The sequence below is a fragment of the Ferroacidibacillus organovorans genome (genome assembly GCF_001516615.1).
GTDB lineage: Bacteria > Bacillota > Bacilli > Alicyclobacillales > SLC66 > Ferroacidibacillus > Ferroacidibacillus ferrooxidans_B.
On sequence record NZ_LPVJ01000020.1, the window covers coordinates 1 to 19,957 of the forward strand.

Consider the following 19,957-nt stretch of genomic DNA (forward strand, 5'->3'; position numbering starts at 1 on the left):
AAAGGGAAGGAGTGGGTAAGATTTTTAAATGAGTTAGCCATTGCTCTTGGGTAAGATTTTTACGTGAGTTGACACGGGCCACGGATCAGAGTTCATCCATAATATGTAATGGACACGAGCCATCAAGCCCGTTTACGCATCAGGAAAATTTCGAGGTAAACTGCCCGACAGCATGATTACGCAGAAACTAACCGTTGCTCTTTACTGTTCGTTTTCGTTTCGATGCAATTATCCGGCATCCCTTCACGAATTTCATCGCTATGGGGACACCACGTCCCTCACTCATTAAGAGTGATGTTCCCGTTTCGTTGTGTGCATGTAGCAACCCCGCGCTGTCAATGGGATTGATCTGTTGCCTTCAGAACCACATCCAGTAAGGACTGGTCGTCGACAACTTCCATGGAACAGTATGCGAATCATGTATTAAAATGTAGCATAGTGGAATATTGCGTCTACAAACTGCCATGCAGATTCCTGCGTAAATGTCGGATTATCCCAAACCACGTCATGTTCACTGTCTTGCACCGTGACTACACGAAGATTGGGCAAATTCCTTGCGAGCCGTTCTGAGACTTCAACCTGTTTAGGATCTAGTTCCTGGTGCTCTGTGGCTCTCAATAGCAATACGGGGCTTACTTGTTTGCTTAACGTTCGTTGGCGAGAAGCTGTTAGCGAGCATGGACGCCTGAACAGAGGACTCAAGGTCGATACGTAGCCGAATCTGCTCTCCTTGTTCCTGCATTTGTGATCGGTTCATGAGTTCAACATCGTCATTCCACACCTTTGAGGAAGTACGCACAACATTGATGAAATCGTCCCAAGCATTAAAGACGTATTGGTCGATGAACTGGCGATTTTGAGAGTGCAGCAAGCACCGTATGAATGCCCACCGATAATGGTCCGATTTATAGTGTACTAATCGATGATAGCTTGCCATATCGACTTAATACTGGTTTGCGAGCATTCAACCATCCGAACTCCCTGATAGCCCATGTCCTGGCGGATCGACAGCAATAACATTGACGCTCTGCTTGTTACCGTCCCGTGAAAAGGAAATGAACTGCTCAGAGGTTACTCCTAATCCTGGGAAGAAAATCAACCAGTTTTGCAAGGTTGTTGGCGACCAACAGGTGAATGCCTGTACCATTTACATCGATGTACTCATGTTGGAAACCCACTTGATCGACCTCCTAAATCCCACCGAGCAAATTGCGGTTCCTTTTTACAAAACAGTCGTTCTCTCGAACGGAGAATGCGTCTTAGATTCATAGCCGTTGAATTAACCGTTCTTATTGCCTGGCTGGAATTTCTTTGCGACATAATTCCAGGTCGGCAGATAAACATTCGATTGGCTTTTAGGGATAGTCATCGTTATGTGTTTATGCTCGCATTGGATGACACCGTTGACGGCATAGTTGCTATGAATCTCTGTCGGTAAAGGGATATGTCTGTGCGAAGCGTAGCGTAGAACAGACATATCCCTTACTTACTGGGCAAATCGACTGAGGTTTGTCTACGTTTGTGTAGATGTAGCAGGGATTTGTCACTTATTGTAGAAAAACGCCACAAGGACCGGGTAGGTTCCAAGTGGCGTTTTCATTTGGCTGGACCACGGATGTATTGGTTTGACGGCCTTCATCCGTATCCAAATCGACTGCCCTGAGGCAACTCACATGCCCATCGTATGTCTCATTGGTCTTCCTGTCAATCCAATCATGCCGGGTCATCTGAAAGATTTCTATCTATCTTGGGTGGCGTCGCTCCTGCCGGCAGACCAACCTTGTATTCACTGCGCAAATCCGCGGACGCATGGTCATGGGTTCTATCCCCGTTCCATCCATTTTGAGCACTTTAGCGAATTCCTGTGCATTCATCGTCGCCATTGTCCCGCGTGTAACCAGACATTCGGTCTGCTGCCAGAAACGGTCGCCCCTTACCAACGTGTCGCCATTTCTGTACAGGACGCCGTGGTGTCGGAACTTGGCAGCGGGCGGAGCTATACCAAAGTGTCCGAAACGATTTCTTCTCCTTTGGGCCCACTATCTATGCAGACGTTGAAACGATGGTACATCCGTGGTTCACAGCAAATCCAGAGCATTGCGCCCCGATTTTCCGCATTGATGCTGTCTGTGCAACCAGCGTGTCTCATCCCAAGTATTCCGCATTCAGTTCGCGACCGAACGGTCTGCTTTTTCTATGCAATGGGCGAACAATGGCATGACGTCGGCGGGTCCGGTATTAGCGCCGCATGGAACGCATTGCGCACCATGCTCTATCTGTTCTCCCCATCGGTGTCGGTGAACAGGGTTTCGTATGGCCTTTCACCGGGTCATTTTCCGTAGACTGCGGATTCATCCCACACAAAGTGATCTCTAGTGCGTACAGCGCGACGCCTTAACAATGGGAATATCCCAAATGTTGAGGAGAGATTTCATGAATGAGCATGAACGACGCCAAATCGCTCTGTTTCGCTATGAACTGATTGCGCCACTGCTTCAAAATGCACACCGTGGCGCACTGCAAGCACAGCTGGAACAGGCAGCAAGGAGAACGTATGCCGTACCAGGGGGAGACCAGAAACGTTTTTCCATTCGCACACTGGAGCGGTACATGGCGCTTTACCGTAGAGGCGGGCTCGACGCTCTATATCCTCAAGGGCGCGATGACCATAACCGACCACGCGCTCTGCCACAGGGAGTGATTGACCGAGCACTAGGATTACGCCGGGAGCAACCGGCACGCACCGTTGAGCAACTCATTACCATGCTTGAAGTGGAAGGAATCGTCCCACAAGGCTTTTTGAAGAGAAGCACGCTGTCCGCGCACTTACGAAAGGCGGGCCTGGCTCGTGCCAAAGCCATTCGCAAATCTCAGGTGTGGCAACGCTATACAGCCACACGGGTCCACGAAGTCTGGCAAAGCGATGTCTGCGATTCGTTACGCGTCCCTGACCCGCAAATGAACGGCCAGATGCGCGTCGCCCGTTTGTTTGCGGTACTTGACGACAAATCGCGATATATCTGCGAGGCCTCTTACTTTTTCCGGGAGAATCTTCCGACGCTCGAGGAAACCCTGAAGAGAGCGATTTCGAAATACGGAACCCCAGAAAAATACTATTGCGATAATGGACCTGTCTTTCAAGCGACACACCTGACGGAAATCGCCGCCCGTTTGGAATTTCGAGTCATCCACTCTACTAAATTCCAGCCCCAGGGACGCGGCAAGATTGAAAAGTGGTTCGGTTATGTCGAACGTGCCTTTCGTCCTGAAGCGGAGTTGTGTGTGCGACAAGGCAAAATTGCAAACCTAGATGATCTGAACACTTACTTTCAAGCGTGGCTTGAACAGATGTACCACCAACGTGTGCACAGTACGTTGAAAAAGCGTCCCGCCCAAGTGGTGCAGGAAGCTGGGCCACTGCGACTCGTCGACCCGCTTGTCTTACAGCAGGCGTTTTTATGGACGGCACAAGCAAAGGTAGACAAAACAGCCTGTATTTCAGTGCAAGGAAATACGTACGAAGTGGAGCCTGCACTCGTCTGGAATTGTCAAATACACCAAGAGGAGCACGGGCGAGCGCGATCACGTATAGCATCGTTGAAACGGCGAAAGAAAACGGGCTCGATCCATTGACCTATCTTCAATTCCTGTTTGAGCAAATGCCGAACATCGACCTTGAGGATCCGGAAGCGATGAACACGTTACTGCCATGGAACATGGCTGCGAAAAACAAGTGATCTTGACCGATACACGTACTATTTCTAGCCGCTACGTTTCATTAACGTGGTGGCTATTTTACGCTTACTTATAAACAGCAAGAGGTTAGTCCCGAGGCTGTACGTTTCAAACAAACAGTATCACGATTGCTTCCCGACTACGAGTCTGCCGCTGGCGCGGCGGAGTGAGGACGCGATCGATGTACGCGTATAGAGGCATTGCGAAAATCAAACTAGAAATGCGCGTATACAAAAGGCCCTCAAACGCCGCAGGGCGGAATTTGAGGGCCTCTTTGTGGCGGAGCTGACGGGATTCGAACCCGCGATCTCCTGCGTGACAGGCAGGCATGTTAGGCCACTACACCACAGCTCTATATACACGTAGTGCGCGGTCAGAATCGAGAACGATTCACCACGCACTGTTCATTGTTTGGTGGAGAATAGGGGACTTGAACCCCTGACCCCTGCGCTGCCAGCGCAGTGCTCTACCACTGAGCTAATTCCCCATGTAAAAGCAGCCCAGAAATTTTTTCCAAGTGGGGTAGTGCAATCAGCCATCGTGTGCTACCACTGAGCTAATTCCCCACGTAAAAACATTACAAATTCCGGCGATGCATTCAATCATTACTGCTTCAAAGAGCTACTGCTCCGCAAAGCGAACACAAACGGTAGTATACAACGACAACGCACAAAACACAACTGAAAACCACCGCTTTTTCACGATGTGCCTTTCAAAAACCATCGATCCAAACTTATCTTTACGGAGGACACCGAGTATTTTTAGCAAACTCGGGGAAACTGTGGGAATGCCTTGCCCATCGCTATCCAAATGACAGAGAAAGGAAGTCTATCAAAAATGCAGAACACATCCCGCGCAAAACGAACACTTCTACACATGGCGGCAAGCATTTCCGCCATCGCCGTATTGTCTGCTACAACCGCGCTTCCTTCCTTTGCAGAGACGGAGCGACATGTGCACTTTGGACGCGAACACCATGTGACCGAAAGCTCCGTGCAGGTTCCTCAGGAATCAGTCAACCAGGCCATGCAAGCCGCACGCGACGCATTCAACAGGGTCCTAGCTCCGTTTGCACGCATCACCCCTGAAGCGGCCAAAGCGTCGGCATTAAAAGAGGTCAAAGGCAGTCAAGTTCAAGAGATCACACTGCATGTGATGAGACAAAACCTCGTTTACATCGCGTTGTTGACAAAGCCAGATGCGCGCTACATGGTGATCATCGATGCAGGAAACGGCAAGATTCTCGGCATGCGACAAATGCATATGAAACATCACACGAAACACTTTTAGTCCCATCAAAAAATGCACCCCTGGGATACTTCCCTGGGGTGCACAACTGCAATCGTCGCAATCACTTGTCAGCCGCATTCGCCGCCGTCTGTCACTCTACGATTGAAGCACTTCAACTTTTTGATTCGGCATCACAATTGGACCAAGTCCCCGCGGCAACTCAACTGACTCGCGGCGCGTCGCCCCCAACGCTTTTGTGATCAAGTCACACGCTACGTTTGGGTCGATGCGATCTCCACACGTATAGACATCAATACTTGCATATCCATGCTCCGGAAAACTATGAATGGTCAGATGCGATTCAGAGATGATCACCACACCGCTCACACCTTGCGGTGCAAACTTGTGGAAAGCCACCTCGCGAACTTCAGCCCCAGATTCGAGCGCCGCACTGACCATGACTCGCTCAATTCCATGAAAGTCGTTTAAAATATCGGCATTACAACCCCATAATTCTGCAATGACATGACGTCCTGCTGTATCCATAACAAAACGCCCCCCTTTTTAAGAGTTGCCCGTGCCCTCCCAAGCACGGCGGGACCGGGGCAATCCACCACGGGGGAAAGTTAGTCCTGTGAGGTCCTAACCCTTTAAGAGGATGCTGGTTCCTATGTGTCAGACTAAAGATATCGACGTGAGGTACGAGTGTTAGTATAAGGTGGCGCTAAACAATTTGCAACCTCTAACGAAAATAGACAGAAATCGTTCAACGACGACAGCTACAACATCTAACATATCCGAAATCGCCAAAAACGTTACTTAGAAGTTCTTGGCGCATTCCAAAGAATTCAGCGACTAAACAACAGGCAATCGTCGCAGATTAATCCCACATCGAACGCATCACGCCATAGTCGCTCATCAGCTTTTCATAAAGTTCCGGCTGTTCCCGCTTCAATTTCATCCGCATTCGCTTCCACGCGTGTGCCTCAGGACCGTAGTAGTCATAAATGGTATCCCACAGTTCTGTATCTTGTTCACGCACGAGTTTGAACATCGCCTCGACAACCTGGCGCGTATCCATCTGTGCGCCCGGGGACCAGATCCTCTGAGGAAAAACTGCTTCAATCAAGCTTGTCAGATTAAAATCCAACAAGTAGTGAAGCTGAACCGACATCGGGGCAACTGTGCGCGCCGCCTGCAGACGCTTCTTTTGCATCGGGTCTTCCGTTTGCGGATCAATACCGTGAACGAGGTTTCTGTACGCTTTGAGATGCGCCTCTCCGAGTTCTTTATAAACGGGATCATCATCCTCTGCCGGAGGGATGAACACGGTCGCCTCATTCGCTCTCAGACCACCACACGCGCGCATATTAAGTGTCGTATAGGTCACCAAGTGGTCATATACCACTTTTGATGTGCGAAACTCAAACCGCGCCGACTCCCCCCGAAAAATCGCAAGGGTGTCGCCTTTTTTTATGATATTGATAGGACGTTTGCGGTTATCTGTATCCGGTTTTCCCAAATAGACCGCCGCTGCGTGCGCGAGAGACCGGCGGTCTGGATCCGTATAGCGAACAAGTGATACCGAAAAGTTTTCCACGATTCTCACCTCGATTGAATAAATGCATAGCGACAGCGTCTATCAAACTATATCACATCCTGTTCAAGAACCACGGCGATTTTCACGCGGAAATGATGGTATACTGAACAGAGAGATAAGACAAGGAAGGGATTCGCATGAACACACTCAAGACGTGGATGCTCATGACCATCCTCACCGTATTTATCGTTTTAATCGGCACGCTGTTCGGTCGCGGCGGCGCGACGATCGCACTCGTCGTCGCAGTTGCCATGAATGGTTTCAGCTATTTTTTCAGCGATCAAGTCGCCCTTGCAATGAGCGGTGCAAAACCCGTCACGGAGCGTGAAGCGCCTACCCTCTACGCAGCGGTTCGCCACTTGTCGACGCGGGCGGGATTGCCCATGCCGCGCGTACTGATTGCGCCTTCACAGCAGCCAAACGCTTTTGCGACAGGCAGAAACCCTAAGAACGCAGCCGTCGTCGTAAATCAGGGATTGCTCGACATTTTGACAGAACGCGAACTGACAGGTGTTCTTGCACATGAGATGTCACACATCCGCCATCACGACATCCTCGTGGCAACCGTTGCCGCAACGCTTGCCGGTGCGATTACGTGGCTTGCACACATGCTGCAATGGGGTCTTTACTTTGGTATGGGAAATGACCGACGCAATCAGAATGTCTTTGCCGATCTCGTCGTGATTATCCTCGCACCAATCGCCGCCGCCATGATTCAAATGGCTATTTCACGCTCGCGCGAATATAAGGCTGACGCCGGCGCCGCTCACCTTACGCGCGATCCTGACGCGTTGGCTGACGCTCTGGCAAAGCTTGGGCACACCTCGCGTTTTGGCACGTCAAACCGGTCGGCCTACGAGACGCCTTCAACAGCCGCCGCCGCTTTCGCTCACCTTTACATTGTCAACCCGCTGCGCGGTCAAACCCTGGCTGGACTTTTTAGCACCCATCCCCCTACAGAAGAACGCATTCGCCGTCTTCGCCTGATGCGCATCGCATAAAAAAGACTGCCGCGCGCAATGAGCGGCAGTCTTTTTTATAAAGTGCCTTTAAAATGCGATGTTCTGCCCACGGTCCGCCTGCATCACTGAAGACAGTCCGCTTACGTTTTGCCCTTGTCCAAAGTAAGATGACTGAGCATAACCCGACGTGGCTGAATTCATTGCAGATGAACCCTGTTCTGAAATGTTTTGATCTGCCGACAAAACGGACTGCACCGCTGCAGAATTGTATTGGGATCCACTTCCCACAGACGATGTGTAACCACTCTGAGAAGTAGAACTGTACGGGCTGCGAGACATGGTATTGTAATTGTTGTAACTTGCTGTCCCTTCGCGCGTCGCATCGTTGCGATCCGCCTGCATCGCCGACTGAACGTTTCCCGTCGACCCATAAAAAGAACTCTGCCCATACGATGAACCATACCCCGGACTGCGGGACATCGTATTGTAATTATTGTAACTCGGTGTCCCCTCACGCATCTCATAACTGCGATCCGCCTGCATGATCTGGCCCATGGAGCCTTGGCCCAAAGATCCTGAAGACTGGGCACTCTGATACGAGGGTTGGCTAAATGTCGACTGCGTCGTTTGATACGCAACCGATTGGGCAATTTGTTGGAGTTGCTGTGAGGCCTGCTGACAAAGATTCATTGCATTGCTACAGAGTTGTTGACTGTGTTGCAACTGCTGTTGGATGGAATTCAAGGGCGACGCCTCCTGTGGGGTTTAATGGGTTGTACGTCCACGATTCTCCGAAGAGATTTGCGCGGATTCTAAAAAAGTACGACCGTAGTGTTCCCCCATGCGAACGGGGTATGCGATGCCGCAATGCGTGACATGCGTGCAATATTTGACAGTGTTCAATCCACACCTTGCGAGCACACTAGAGGACAGCGCGGAAGAATCCGTCTCGATTCACCGCATAACCTTTACGGCAACATCCACACGGATGAGCTCGAAGAGCGGGGTGGTCATCATGCTACGCGTCACAAACCGAAGAATAAGGCAGCCGTCCCCTCTCGTTCGCGCTGCTTTTCCTGGACTCACAAGTTTACTTGTAGCTTTTCCACTGCTCTGCGGCAACTTATCGGCATACGCCGCCACCGACGTGCCACACGAATCAAGGCGGCAGTCACTCCCTGTACATGCAGCATCCGACCAAGCGACACAAGCCATTCCGGATTGGTACCGCAGGGCATCCATCCGTAACGGTATTCCCTGGTATCTCCTTGCAGGGCTTGATGTGTACGGCGCAACGACGACAAAAGTGCCTCCTGGCGTCGTGCGACCAAAGGGAAAACCAATCACAATCACCGGTTATCGCTTTCCGACGACATTTTGGCAAGGACTGTTTAATCCTGTACAGAATGATGACAATCCAAAACGGATCGCCCTATTTGAAGGTCGCGGACGTGACGGCGACAACGATCAAAAAGCGCTCCAAGACGACCCATACGACCGTGTCGAAGCGATTGCCGCGTGGCTTCGCAGTGGAGGGCCAACCGAACAGGATCAGATGAACGTTTTGTGGAATACCCTAAATAACCCTGCCGGGGTTGAACGAATTCTCGCTCTGTCCAATGTCTACAGAAAATTCCAGACGACACAGCTAACCGCAAGATGCTTTCCCCTTCACAAGCGATACAACTATTCATTCCGCGATACGTGGGGCGAAGGCAGAAGTTTTGGAGGCAGACGAATCCATGAGGGCACAGATCTTTTTGCAGATTATGGGACACCTGTTCTTAGCACATGCTACGGCTATGTCGAACTGATCGGCTGGAATCGGCTTGGAGGTTGGCGAATTGGCCTGCGATCCGCCGACAATCAATACTTTTACTTCGCACATCTTTCTGCCTATGCAAAACAAATCAAGCAAGGCGCGATCGTTCGCCCAGGCCAGGTGATTGGCTACGTCGGCAGCAGCGGGTATGGAAAGCCAGGCACATCCGGGAAATTTCCACCCCATCTCCATTTTGGCGTGTATCGCGATACAGGAACACGTGAATGGGCCTTTGATCCCTATCCATTACTCAAACAGTGGGAGAGAAAATCACAAGTGGTGATCTATCCCGAATCCAAAAAAATTAAAACCAAACACTGACGCATGTCCGAGTAGGGCCCTGTCCCTATTCGGACATGCCGTGTACTGAGCTTAACCGAATCGACCTGTCACATAGTCTTCTGTACGTTGATCGCGCGGTGTTGTAAAAATTTGTGTTGTCGGTCCGTGTTCCACCATCTCACCTGAGAGGAAAAATGCGGTCGTATCTGCTACACGCGCAGCCTGCTGCATATTGTGTGTCACAATCACGATCGTGTAGGTCTGTTTTATCTCCTCAATCAGTTCCTCAATCCTCAGCGTCGAGATCGGATCAAGCGCGGACGCCGGTTCATCCATCAGCAGCACATCCGGCTCAAGCGCAAGCGCACGCGCAATGCACAGTCGCTGCTGCTGCCCCCCTGAAAGTCCGGTACTCGATTTCTGCAATCGATCCTTCACTTCATCCCAGAGCGCCGCCATGCGCAGCGATTTTTCAACTTGATCTGTGATCACGGACCGCTTTGCGTAGCCGTTTAACCGCAATCCCACCGCCACATTGTCAAAAATGGAAAGGGTCGGGAAAGGATTGGGCCTTTGAAAGACCATTCCGATATTGCGTCGAACCGTCACGGGGTCCATTTTATAGATATCTTTTCCTTCCAGAAAAAGTTTCCCCATCATTTTTCCAGAAGGAACCGTCTCATGCATGCGATTGATACAGCGAACAAACGTTGACTTGCCACACCCCGACGGCCCAATAATTGCAGTTGCCTGATTGGCCTGCATCGTAAGGGATACGTCATTCAATACACGATGCGTCCCAAAGTATGCGGATACATTCTCTGCAGTTACTGTTTTTCCCATGTATGTTTCTCCATTCAGAAAAACCCCCAGAAAAAGAGGACAAAGGGGCTCCGTCGTCAACAACACAAAAACGCGACAAGGCTGTCCCACTCATTTTACGAGAGGGACAGCCTTATGCGCAATGGAGCGACACATCGTTTTCATTTTCCTGTGCGCCTGTCGTCAATCTCTCATGGATGTATCGTGTTCTGGGTGCATGAAACGTCCCAACATGGTCTGTGCCTGAAAATCCTCAATGTCTTTTTCGTAAATCGCGCGTGTCGAACCAGGATCCTGATCACTCGCGTATTGATCGCCTGACAAAATGCTAGGATCGGTGTGCTCATCAAACGTGTCAAGTGGCGTATCCCGAAACGGCGCTTTAGGCTCCTTTGTCACCATAACCACCTCCAGGAATTTAGTATTGGTTTTCACTTCTTCAAGAATGCATATGTCGACGGCTTGACCGATATAGATCAACAAATGGACAAAAAGATAGGAGGTGTGATCGCGTGAACCCTTCTCCCGAAGAACCTGCCGAATCACGAAAGCAGAGTCCAGAACATACCTACAGCCGCACGTCAGGTTGGATATTTATCCTTTTTTTCCTCGCGGGCTTTTTTCCACTCGGCTTGAAAACGTATTTCACATTGACAGGCGAGATGGCAGTCATTCATCTCATTCTGGGGCTTGGCGGACTCATTGCGGCGCGCTCTGCAAAACGCACACAAACGATCTACAGCGTCAGCGCTGGAACCTGGCTGATCTTCATGGGTGTCACAGGTAAAGTCAATCCCTTCGGCCTGCCCATCGCTTCACTCCCGCTTGATCACGCGCTTCATGCGGTGCTTGGACTTTGGGCATTCTATGGACCCCTGCTCCATTTTCCGTGGAGACAAGCGCTCAGAAGATCACACCGTGCAAAGACAAATTCTCAAGAGTAGAGCACGTAAAGAACGCGTACACTACTCCTGTTCCATTACAAAATGCGACAGGAGGAATGAGCATGAAGGTACGGGATTTAATGACATCCCATGTTGTGACGTGCGCAACAAACGCGACATGTGAAGATGCGGCAAAAAAAATGCGAACAGAAAAAGTTGGTTCGATCCCAGTGGTCGAAGGAAGCAAACTTGTCGGGATCATAACAGACCGCGATATCGTCGTGGAGTGTGTCGCACAAGGAAAGTCTTGCAGCGAGACCCAAGTTGCAACCGTCATGACGAAAAATCCAATTACTTGCACACCTGAAATAGACGCGCATGAGGCAGCACGCATCATGGCCAAGGAACAAATTCGCCGGCTCCCAGTCATCGAGAACGGCACACTCTGCGGGGTATGTGCTTTGGGCGATCTGGCTGTTGTCGATATTCACGTCAACGAAGCAGGAGAAGCCTTAAGCGGAATCTCTGAACAGACACAGGTTCACTAAACACCTGATCATTCCTCAATATTGCGGTGCGCGAGTCCATCATTTGGGTGCGCGCACCGTTTTTTTGTATAAATCCGTGCAAATAAAAAGGCCCTCACCGCAGTGAGGAGCCCGACAAACGTATTCAATTGTCACCGAAAAGAGACCGGAAAATTACCGACCAGCGAGTTGCTGTTCTGCAAGAGCGACGAGTTTGCGGGTGATGTGACCACCAATCGCGCCTGTGTCGCGAGTCGTCATTGTACCCCAGTATCCGTCTTGCGGTGTCTGGATACCCAACTCTCCTGCAACCTCATACTTCAACTGATCGAGAGCGCGAGAAGCGCCTTTGACTAAGAGCGTGTTGGACTTTTGTCCTTGTGCCACGCTGACCACCTCCTTCGTGATGATAGTGTACCCGCGATTGAGTTCACTACACTGTCACTTTTTGGTGGATCAACGCAATTTCAGCAAACTCGCTTTTGTCCAATCAATCCTACCGTCGATCCTCAAGCTTCACGAAATCGCGGCGCTTGATTCCAATAAAATCGGCGCGCGGACGAATCAAACGATTGTGGCGGTACTGTTCCAAGACATGCGCCGTCCAGCCAGAGATTCGACTGACTGCAAATACAGGTGTGAAAAGATGGATCGGAATGCCCATCATGTAGTACATGGACGCTGAGTAAAAATCGACATTGGGATTGAGTTTTTTCTTCTCTCGAACGACCGACTCCACAACTCTTGAGATCTCATAATACGTCGTGTTGCCTTTGCGTTCGCCCATCTCCTGGCTCATGCGGCGAAGATGCGTTGCGCGCGGATCCTCTGTGTGGTATACGCGATGGCCAAATCCCATGATGCGCCTTTTCTCTTCAAGCGCCTTTGTGATCCACGCTTCAGCGCCTTTCAAATCACCGATTTCCTTTAACATCAACATGACTTGCTCATTGGCGCCACCGTGAAGCGGGCCTTTTAACGTACCGACGGCGGACGTGATCGCAGAGTAGAGATCCGACAGGGTCGCCGCCGTTACGCGCGCAGAGAACGTACTTGCGTTTAATTCGTGATCCGCATGCAAAATCAGCGCGATATCAAGCGCTCGCGCGTCCCTCTCGTCTGGTTCTGACCCGGTTAACATGTATAGAAAATTCCCTGCCAAACTCAAATCCTTACGCGGATCAATTTGCGGTTTTCCTGTCTTATAGCGTTCAATCGCGGTGACCATCGTTGGCAATTGCGAGACGAGCCGAACTGCCATCCGGACACTCGCGTCATAAGAGGTATCCCCATCATCCGGGTCAAAAAGTCCTGAGGCAGAAACGAGCGTCCTTAGCATTTCCATTGCATTTCCCGTTTTGGGGAGCGTTTTCAATACTTCCATTGCGCCTTGACTGAGCGCTCGTTCGGAAGAAAGCGATAAACGAAAAGATTGCAGTTGCTCTGCTGAAGGAAGTTCGCCGTGCCACAACAAATAAATGACTTCTTCAAACGTACTGCCACCGCCGACCAGATCGTGAATATCGTAGCCGCGATAGACGAGACGGCCTTCATCCCCGTCGATAAAGCATATTTCACTGGATGCAGCCACGACATCTTCGAGTCCCTCTGAAAAATGAGATTCAGACATTTGATTCCCTCCGCCGCTTCAGGTTAGACCAATCCATCATCTTCATTATACTCTTGCCAATGCAATCCACAACATGGAAAGCAAACGATCGCGCTGCAAAGAAAGCCTTGTCCCAAAAGATTTGGTACAATGTGGACAGTCTATCAAGGAGGTTCTCCATGCATCAATATTGGTTTTTTATCGGTTCCTACCCAGTTCGCGCATACAGCACCCTCTTTTTGCTCGCTTTTCTGCTCGGTCTTGGTGTGACAGTTTACATCGCCCGCGTTGAGGGAAAAAAACATCTCGTCGATCACATTATGAACCTGGCCCCCCTGTTATTCATCGGTGGACTGATCGGTTCGCGGATCTGGCAAGTCTTTTTCTTCGATTGGGCGTATTATAGCGTCCATCCCGGACAGATCATCGCCATCTGGCATGGAGGGCTCTCGATTCAGGGCGGGATCGTCGGAAGCCTGTTGGTGGCGATTTGGTATTTGCGGCGGCACAAGCTTTCTTTCTGGGAACTCGGCGATTTGTTTGCGCCAGGTATCATCTTGGGGCAAAGCATCGGACGCGACGCCAACCTGATGAATGGCGACGCGTTTGGCTCACCGACAGGTGGAAACTTTGGGCTGCTCTATCCTGTCGGCACACTTGCACGCGCCACATACGGAAATCGTCCACTATGGCCCGCTGAAGTGTGGGAGGGGCAAGGCGACGTCATCATCTTTGCCCTCCTGCTGATCATGAAACAGCGAAAATGGCCGCGCGGCGTCATCTTTCTCACAGAAAACTTGCTATACAATCTCGAGCGTTTTTTGTTAGAAATGCTTCGCGGAGACAGCCCGCGCTTTTTGTTTCACTGGGACGCCGCGCAGTGGACCAGCGTGCCAGTCATTGTGATCTGCGCCATTCTCATTCCGTATCTCTATAGAGAACAAAAAAAGCGCGATGCAAAAGATCAACTGGAATCCCTTGTCTAAGCCTCACGGCGGCAAGGGATTTTCCCTGTATCTGCACAGCGCGACACGTTTGAGGAATGCGCGTGACAAAAATATCCTGCAACGGATCACCCCCTTTTTCTCATATTCTCGCGTTCAGCTGTCGACACTATGGATACGCGACAACTGTGAATGCGCGAAAAAGGGGTGGGCTTATGTACATTCGATTTCTTCGGGAGGACTATGACCCTGCCACAGGTGTTCTGACCATCTCGGCGCTTCCCATTCGCCGCTCTATCACCGAAGAGTTTGCAGAAGAACTCGGAGAAACATCGGAAGATATCGGCGACAGCGATGAACCGGATGGCATTCTAAACTATGTGACCGCAAAGCATGGACATCATGTCAACCTGCGAAAAATTCAACTTGTTGTAGGATCTGCGCTTCTTCTTTCAATTCCGCTCTTTGCCCAGGGCGCCACGTTCGCGCCAAACGCGTCGGCTGCCGTCTTTAGCGCAGGGACACTGACCGTATCCCACGCTGTTTATCTGCGGGCCGAGCCGCGCCTCTACGGCCAGGATCGCCTGACACTGCTCAGTCCAGGCACAACCCTCACTGTGATCAATCGGCCAAATGCGTCGTGGTTTCACGTTCGCACACCGGATGGGAAGACAGGTTATGTCGTATCCCATCCCTACTACGTCGAGGCACACTATGGCCCATCCCAGAAGACGGTCACTGCGCAGCATGGCGCGGCGCCTGGAACTGTCGCAACAGGTACGGTGGGGAGCGCGGCTGCGAATTCTTCGAATTACACAGCACCCGCACAAACCACGACACTCAGCACATTGCCAACGCTCCCGCTCGGTGTTCATCTTGACCCTAACATCACGCCACTGGCGCCGATTCACGCGACGTATGAGCAAAAATTTCAGGCCGTTTTAACGGTTGCACAAGACAAGCTTGGCACTCCATACATTTGGGGTCACAATGAGGATCGCGGGCAATATGGGTTTGACTGCTCAAATTTCACGGAATACGTGTATCATCACGCACTCGGTTATCTTATGTCGACATCCAGCCGCGTGCAGGCTACATCCGTGGGCGATCCCGTTCCGATTGGCGATATGCAGCCAGGCGATTTATTGATTTTTAACAACGGGGGACATGTCGGGATTTATATTGGAAACGGACAAATGATTCAAGAAGGCGGCGGTCTTGGAAAAGTTGGCTACTTGCGCGTAAGCCCAGGATCCTATTGGTATAATCACCTTACCGCCGTAAAACGCATGTTTTAACGGTGAAACATCCTTAATGGATCGGCGAAGGGATTGCACATTCGATGGAACTGTACTTTTTGGGAACCGGTGCCGGTGTCCCATCTGCCGAGCGAAATGTCAGCGCGCTGGCGCTTCGTTTGGAAAAACCCAACGAGACATGGCTTTTTGACTGTGGTGAGGCCACCCAACACCAACTATTAAAAAGTCCGCTCAGTCCCGTGAAAATTCGCAGGATCTTCATCACGCACCTTCACGGCGACCACGTTTTTGGACTGCCAGGGCTGCTATCCAGCCGCTCACTACAAGGCGATCCATCCCATCGTGTCACACTCTATGGTCCAAGCGGAATTGAATGTTTTTTGCGTGATGCGCTTCGCCACTCCTCGACACATGTACGATACGGGTTTGATGTCGTTGAATTTGATCCCATCTCACCTCAAACTGCGCATCTTTATGAAGATGATCACGTCACAGTCTCATACGCCCCCCTGTTGCATGGCATACCAACCGTTGGCTTTCTCATTCAGGAAAAGGATCAGCCCGGTGCGCTTGACGCAGAAAAACTGCGCGCTCTTGGCGTCGCACCGGGCCCACAGTACGGTGAACTAAAGCGCGGGATAGCAATTACACTAGAGGATGGCCGAACGCTGAAACCGGATGACTTTCGAAAACCGCCGACCCCCGGACGGCGCGTGGTCATTCTCGGCGACACCGCACCGTGCAGCGAGGCGGTAACACTTGCGCAAAACGCTGACGTTCTCGTTCATGAAAGCACATTTTCTGCAAGAGACGCTTCTCACGCCCATCGGCACCATCACTCCACCACACGCGACGCCGCGCAAACAGCGCGCGACGCAAATGTGCGGCGACTGATTCTGACGCACATCAGTCCACGCTATCACGAGCGTGCAAATAACCCGGCCGATCTGCCCATACAATTATTGCAGGAGGCAAAAGCAATCTTTGCAAACACCGATCTCGCCCATGACCACTTCCATATCACGATCCCAAAACCCATGTCATGCTCGATCGTTGGTGACGCGCTTGATAAAACGGGCAAAATCCCCGATATGTGATGCGTGTGGAACATCGAATGGCGCATCATCCGTATACTTTAGTCCAGATCCCGTGTTGACGACCAGGACGCGATCCTTTTGTTTAAGCCAGCCCGACGCGCGCAGAGTCTCAACCCCTGCGAACGCTGCCGCTCCTTCAGGACAGACAAAAAAGCCATCTTCCTCTGCGAGTTGGCGGCGCGCGTCAGCAATCTGACGCTCACTCACGCCAATGGCCGTCCCGCCAGTCTCACGCACCGCCTCAAGAATCATAAAATCGCCGAGCGCCTTTGGAACACGCATGCCAAATGCACTTGTAACCGGGTGTTCAATCGACTCAGACACGCGTTTCCCTTGTTCAAATGCGCGCACGAGCGGCGCGCACCCTTGCGCTTGCACGATGACCATTTTTGGCAGCGGCCCCTGAATTCGCCCCATCGCCTGAAGCTGTAAAAGCGCGCGATGAATCCCGATGACCCCTGCGCCGCCTCCTGTCGGATAAACGATCGCGTCGGGCAATCCGTCGGGAAACTGCTCCGCAATCTCAAGCCCCATCGTTTTTTTTCCTTCCAGTCGATACGGCTCACGCAGTGTGGAAACGTCGTACACCCCGTAAGCTTTGCACAGCGCCTGCGTCAATCTTCCAGCGTCGCCGATCGTGCCGTCAACGACAAACACGTCAGCACCGTACGCAAGCATCTCTTTGCGCGGTGTCCGTGGGGCGTCGCTTGGCAAAATGATGAGCGCTGGAATCTTCGCGCGCGCGGCATAGGCCGCCCACGCCGCTCCGGCGTTACCGTTGGTTGGCATGGCAAACGCGCGAACGCCGAGTTCTCTTGCGCGCGACAAGCCGACAGATGCTCCGCGCGCCTTAAAAGATCCTGTAGGAAGAATTCCTTCATCCTTAACATAGAGATGTTTCAAGCCGACTTTTTTTGCGTAACCGCGAAGAGGCCACACCCCGGTCAGCGGTTCGTAAAGCGACACGCGGTTTTCTTCACTTTGTAAAGGCAGCAACTCGTGATAGCGCCAAAGCGTCGGCGGACGTTCATTGAGCGGATGCTGCTCCCAGGCAGCCCTTGCGCGCTCAAGATCGTACTCACAGAGATAAGGCGCGTCACAGTCGGGACACGTTTGCTGAATCACTTCAGGCGTTGCCGTTTTATGACAACGCGAGCACACCAGATGAACAAGAGCGCTGTAAGACATGTGCACACCTCCACATACAGTCCTTCACACTGTATGTCGAGATCAGCAAGGAGGGTATGGGCATGCTGCGAACGATTTGTAAGGGAAAGATTCATCGCGCCGTCGTCACCGAAGCGAGGCTCGACTATGTGGGCAGCATCACACTTGATCGCCTGCTTATGAAGGAGGCTGACATCCTGCCTTATGAGATGGTACAGATCACGAACATTGCAAACGCCACGCTCTGGAAAACGTACGCCCTTCCCGCGTCAGAGGGCTCAGGTACAGTTTGTCTGAACGGACCGCCCGCTCGTCACTTTCAACCAGGCGATCTGATCATCGTCCTCTCACTCGCGCAGATCACTGGCGCTGAGTATGACACGATTCACCCGCGCATTGTGCATGTTGACCACGAGAATCAAATCATCAAGATTGAGCGGCATTCTCTTCACGCGCTGCGAAAGGACGGGCAAACGTGACTGGATGTTCCTTTCCATCTTGAATGACGCGCACGCTGGCCGGGGATGTTCGCGCGACGACCTTTCCGCGGCTGACGACGAGTGTACAGGGAGGCTGGCGGCGAATCATGTCGAACGCGTCTTTTGCGTCCATCAGAACAAAACTCGCCGGTTTGTCAGCCGCAATGCCATACTCGCACTCCACACCAAGCGTGCGCGCCGCGCGCGACGACACCATGCGAACCGTCTCATCAATCTCTTCGCGCCCAGTCATATGTGATGTGTGAACCGCCATATGGGCAACTTGAAGCATACTCCCGGTTCCAAGGGCATACCACGGATCGAGGATGTCATCGTGGCCAAGCGATACGTTGACACCCTCGCGCCAAAGTTCCTTGATACGCGTGACCCCTCGCCGCGTGGGGTAGTGATCAAAGCGCCCCTGTAACGTGATATTGATCAACGGATTCGCCACAATGTTAATCTCTGAACGTTTGAGCAGGCGCATCAGTTTTGATACATATGCGCCGTTATACGAGTGCATAGCCGTCGTGTGACTCGCAGTTACACGTGATTTGAGCCCGTGAGACAGCGCGAGATACGCGACCGTTTCCAAAAACCGCGACTGCTCATCGTCGATCTCGTCGCAGTGCACGTCCACCATGCGGCCATACTTTTTTGCGAGCTCAAAGCATGTGTGCAGTGAAGCAACACCCAATTCCCTTGTGTACTCAAAATGCGGAATTGCACCAACCACATCCGCGCCCAATCGAAGCGCCTCTTCAAGCAGTTCGGCTCCACCTGAAAACGACGAGATACCTTCTTGCGGAAACGCCACAATTTGCAGATTCACCTGATCGGCAACTTCTTCTTTTACTTCGAGCAGCGCCTGCAGCGCCGTCAATTTGGGATCTGTCACATCGACATGCGTGCGCACATGAAGAATTCCTTGCGCCACCTGCCAGCGTAGCGCCTCTTTGGCACGCATCTTCACATCCTCGCGCGTTAGTGTTTCTTTTCGCTCCGACCACACCTGAATGCCTTCAAATAGTGTACCACTCTCGTTGAAACGAGGTTGCCCCGCAGTCAGTACAGAGTCCAGATGAATATGCGACTCAATAAACGGCGGCAACATTAACTGCCCCGCACCGTCGAGTTCTTCGCGTACATGCGCATGGATGGTTTCCTCGATCCGCACAAACACACCGCGCTCGATTCCCACGTCAAAATGACCTTTGCGCCCAAGCAGGCGCACATTGCGAATAACCGTATCCATCTTGATCCACCCTTTTTTATCCAGTTTGCACGATTATGGTAACCTTAGCATATTCGAAAAAAAGCTGACAAGTTCTATTCATTCGTAGTATAGTGAGTCGAAACCGTTCAGAGGAGGGATGTTTGTGGGAGGTCACCATGTTATTCGCTACGTCGTACTCGCGATTGTAGTCGTAGCTGCGATTGTTTATTTTGCCGTTCGAAACCGCAAAAAGTAATCGATTAACAGATACTTATAATGCTAAAAAAAGCGGACACGCGCGAGACTGACTCACGCGTGTCCG

General features: G+C 51.5%; 20 protein-coding genes, 1 tRNA gene and 1 pseudogene. 12 read left to right on the forward strand and 10 right to left on the reverse strand.

The features are described 5' to 3' along the window. The first annotated feature begins 1,625 nt into the window (after window positions 1-1,625). The 3 genes and pseudogenes from ATW55_RS06725 to ATW55_RS06735 form a co-directional block, all read left to right on the forward strand. Complete coding sequence (locus tag ATW55_RS06725) at window positions 1,626-2,342, forward strand: DUF6431 domain-containing protein (protein WP_153005039.1); 717 nt, start codon at window positions 1,626-1,628, stop codon at window positions 2,340-2,342. Window positions 2,343-2,763: 421 nt separating this feature from the next. Then, window positions 2,764-3,633: a DDE-type integrase/transposase/recombinase gene (locus tag ATW55_RS15735; protein WP_235587035.1), complete on the forward strand. Its 870-nt coding sequence runs from the start codon at window positions 2,764-2,766 to the stop codon at window positions 3,631-3,633. Beyond that, window positions 3,549-3,737 (forward strand): annotated as a pseudogene (locus tag ATW55_RS06735) (transposase domain-containing protein); the annotation flags it as partial. The gene ATW55_RS15735 and the pseudogene ATW55_RS06735, both read left to right, overlap by 85 nt. Window positions 3,738-4,147: 410 nt before the next feature. Here the strand turns inward: ATW55_RS06735 and ATW55_RS06745 are convergent. Continuing rightward, window positions 4,148-4,222: transfer RNA gene (locus tag ATW55_RS06745), tRNA-Ala, on the reverse strand. Between the two features lie 350 nt (window positions 4,223-4,572). Here ATW55_RS06745 and ATW55_RS06750 point away from each other — a divergent pair. After that, window positions 4,573-5,025, forward strand: a complete 453-nt coding sequence (locus ATW55_RS06750) for a PepSY domain-containing protein (RefSeq protein ID WP_067714563.1) — start codon at window positions 4,573-4,575, stop codon at window positions 5,023-5,025. A gap of 96 nt (window positions 5,026-5,121) precedes the next feature. On the opposite strand, the gene speD is transcribed toward ATW55_RS06750, so the two are convergent. Together speD and ATW55_RS06760 are read right to left on the reverse strand one after the other, a co-directional pair. Then, window positions 5,122-5,511: an adenosylmethionine decarboxylase gene (speD, locus tag ATW55_RS06755; protein ID WP_067714566.1), complete on the reverse strand. Its 390-nt coding sequence runs from the start codon at window positions 5,509-5,511 to the stop codon at window positions 5,122-5,124. A 334-nt stretch (window positions 5,512-5,845) separates the two neighbouring features. Beyond that, on the reverse strand, window positions 5,846-6,565 hold the full coding sequence (locus ATW55_RS06760; RefSeq protein ID WP_067714569.1) for an FAD-dependent thymidylate synthase: 720 nt from the start codon (window positions 6,563-6,565) through the stop codon (window positions 5,846-5,848). 137 nt (window positions 6,566-6,702) lie between these two features. Between ATW55_RS06760 and ATW55_RS06765 the strand changes: the two genes are divergently transcribed. Further along, entirely contained in the window at window positions 6,703-7,566 is an 864-nt protein-coding gene (locus tag ATW55_RS06765) for a zinc metalloprotease HtpX (protein ID WP_067714572.1), read from the forward strand. Between the two features lie 48 nt (window positions 7,567-7,614). On the opposite strand, the gene ATW55_RS06770 is transcribed toward ATW55_RS06765, so the two are convergent. Beyond that, window positions 7,615-8,271 carry a hypothetical protein gene (locus tag ATW55_RS06770; RefSeq protein ID WP_067714576.1) on the reverse strand — a complete coding sequence of 219 codons (657 nt, stop codon included), beginning with the start codon at window positions 8,269-8,271 and terminating at the stop codon, window positions 7,615-7,617. 136 nt (window positions 8,272-8,407) lie between these two features. Between ATW55_RS06770 and ATW55_RS06775 the strand changes: the two genes are divergently transcribed. Further along, window positions 8,408-9,670, forward strand: a complete 1,263-nt coding sequence (locus ATW55_RS06775) for a M23 family metallopeptidase (protein ID WP_160327183.1) — start codon at window positions 8,408-8,410, stop codon at window positions 9,668-9,670. 51 nt (window positions 9,671-9,721) lie between these two features. Here ATW55_RS06775 and pstB read toward each other — a convergent pair whose 3' ends face one another. Next, entirely contained in the window at window positions 9,722-10,474 is a 753-nt protein-coding gene (gene pstB, locus ATW55_RS06780; RefSeq protein ID WP_067714584.1) for a phosphate ABC transporter ATP-binding protein PstB, read from the reverse strand. Between the two features lie 162 nt (window positions 10,475-10,636). Further along, window positions 10,637-10,852, reverse strand: coding sequence for a DUF3905 domain-containing protein (locus tag ATW55_RS06785; RefSeq protein WP_153005041.1), 216 nt, complete (start codon window positions 10,850-10,852; stop codon window positions 10,637-10,639). A gap of 113 nt (window positions 10,853-10,965) precedes the next feature. Between ATW55_RS06785 and ATW55_RS06790 the strand changes: the two genes are divergently transcribed. Together ATW55_RS06790 and ATW55_RS06795 are read left to right on the forward strand one after the other, a co-directional pair. Further along, complete coding sequence (locus ATW55_RS06790) at window positions 10,966-11,397, forward strand: hypothetical protein (protein WP_067714591.1); 432 nt, start codon at window positions 10,966-10,968, stop codon at window positions 11,395-11,397. A 62-nt stretch (window positions 11,398-11,459) separates the two neighbouring features. After that, the gene (locus ATW55_RS06795) at window positions 11,460-11,885 is read left to right on the forward strand and encodes a CBS domain-containing protein (RefSeq protein WP_082685627.1); all 426 of its coding nucleotides are present in this window, start codon (window positions 11,460-11,462) and stop codon (window positions 11,883-11,885) included. A 153-nt stretch (window positions 11,886-12,038) separates the two neighbouring features. Here ATW55_RS06795 and ATW55_RS06800 read toward each other — a convergent pair whose 3' ends face one another. Continuing rightward, window positions 12,039-12,251 (reverse strand): alpha/beta-type small acid-soluble spore protein, encoded by a 213-nt coding sequence (locus tag ATW55_RS06800; RefSeq protein WP_067563865.1) that lies wholly within the window; start codon window positions 12,249-12,251, stop codon window positions 12,039-12,041. Window positions 12,252-12,360: 109 nt separating this feature from the next. Beyond that, complete coding sequence (locus ATW55_RS06805; RefSeq protein ID WP_067714598.1) at window positions 12,361-13,494, reverse strand: citrate/2-methylcitrate synthase; 1,134 nt, start codon at window positions 13,492-13,494, stop codon at window positions 12,361-12,363. Window positions 13,495-13,652: 158 nt separating this feature from the next. Between ATW55_RS06805 and lgt the strand changes: the two genes are divergently transcribed. The 3 genes from lgt (at window position 13,653) to rnz (ending at window position 16,773) form a co-directional block, all read left to right on the forward strand. Next, on the forward strand, window positions 13,653-14,459 hold the full coding sequence (gene lgt, locus ATW55_RS06810) for a prolipoprotein diacylglyceryl transferase (RefSeq protein ID WP_067714602.1): 807 nt from the start codon (window positions 13,653-13,655) through the stop codon (window positions 14,457-14,459). Window positions 14,460-14,632: 173 nt separating this feature from the next. Then, window positions 14,633-15,715, forward strand: a complete 1,083-nt coding sequence (locus ATW55_RS15740; protein ID WP_160327184.1) for a C40 family peptidase — start codon at window positions 14,633-14,635, stop codon at window positions 15,713-15,715. Between the two features lie 44 nt (window positions 15,716-15,759). Continuing rightward, window positions 15,760-16,773, forward strand: a complete 1,014-nt coding sequence (rnz, locus tag ATW55_RS06820; protein WP_082685629.1) for a ribonuclease Z — start codon at window positions 15,760-15,762, stop codon at window positions 16,771-16,773. On the opposite strand, the gene ATW55_RS06825 is transcribed toward rnz, so the two are convergent. Further along, on the reverse strand, window positions 16,717-17,961 hold the full coding sequence (locus tag ATW55_RS06825) for a threonine synthase (protein WP_082685630.1): 1,245 nt from the start codon (window positions 17,959-17,961) through the stop codon (window positions 16,717-16,719). The genes rnz and ATW55_RS06825 overlap by 57 nt on opposite strands. Before the next feature lie 62 nt (window positions 17,962-18,023). Between ATW55_RS06825 and panD the strand changes: the two genes are divergently transcribed. Then, complete coding sequence (gene panD, locus ATW55_RS06830) at window positions 18,024-18,419, forward strand: aspartate 1-decarboxylase (protein ID WP_067714606.1); 396 nt, start codon at window positions 18,024-18,026, stop codon at window positions 18,417-18,419. Here the strand turns inward: panD and codA are convergent. After that, window positions 18,367-19,674: a cytosine deaminase gene (gene codA / locus ATW55_RS06835; RefSeq protein WP_067714611.1), complete on the reverse strand. Its 1,308-nt coding sequence runs from the start codon at window positions 19,672-19,674 to the stop codon at window positions 18,367-18,369. The two genes, panD and codA, sit on opposite strands and share 53 nt — an antisense overlap. Between the last annotated feature and the right edge of the window lie 283 nt (window positions 19,675-19,957).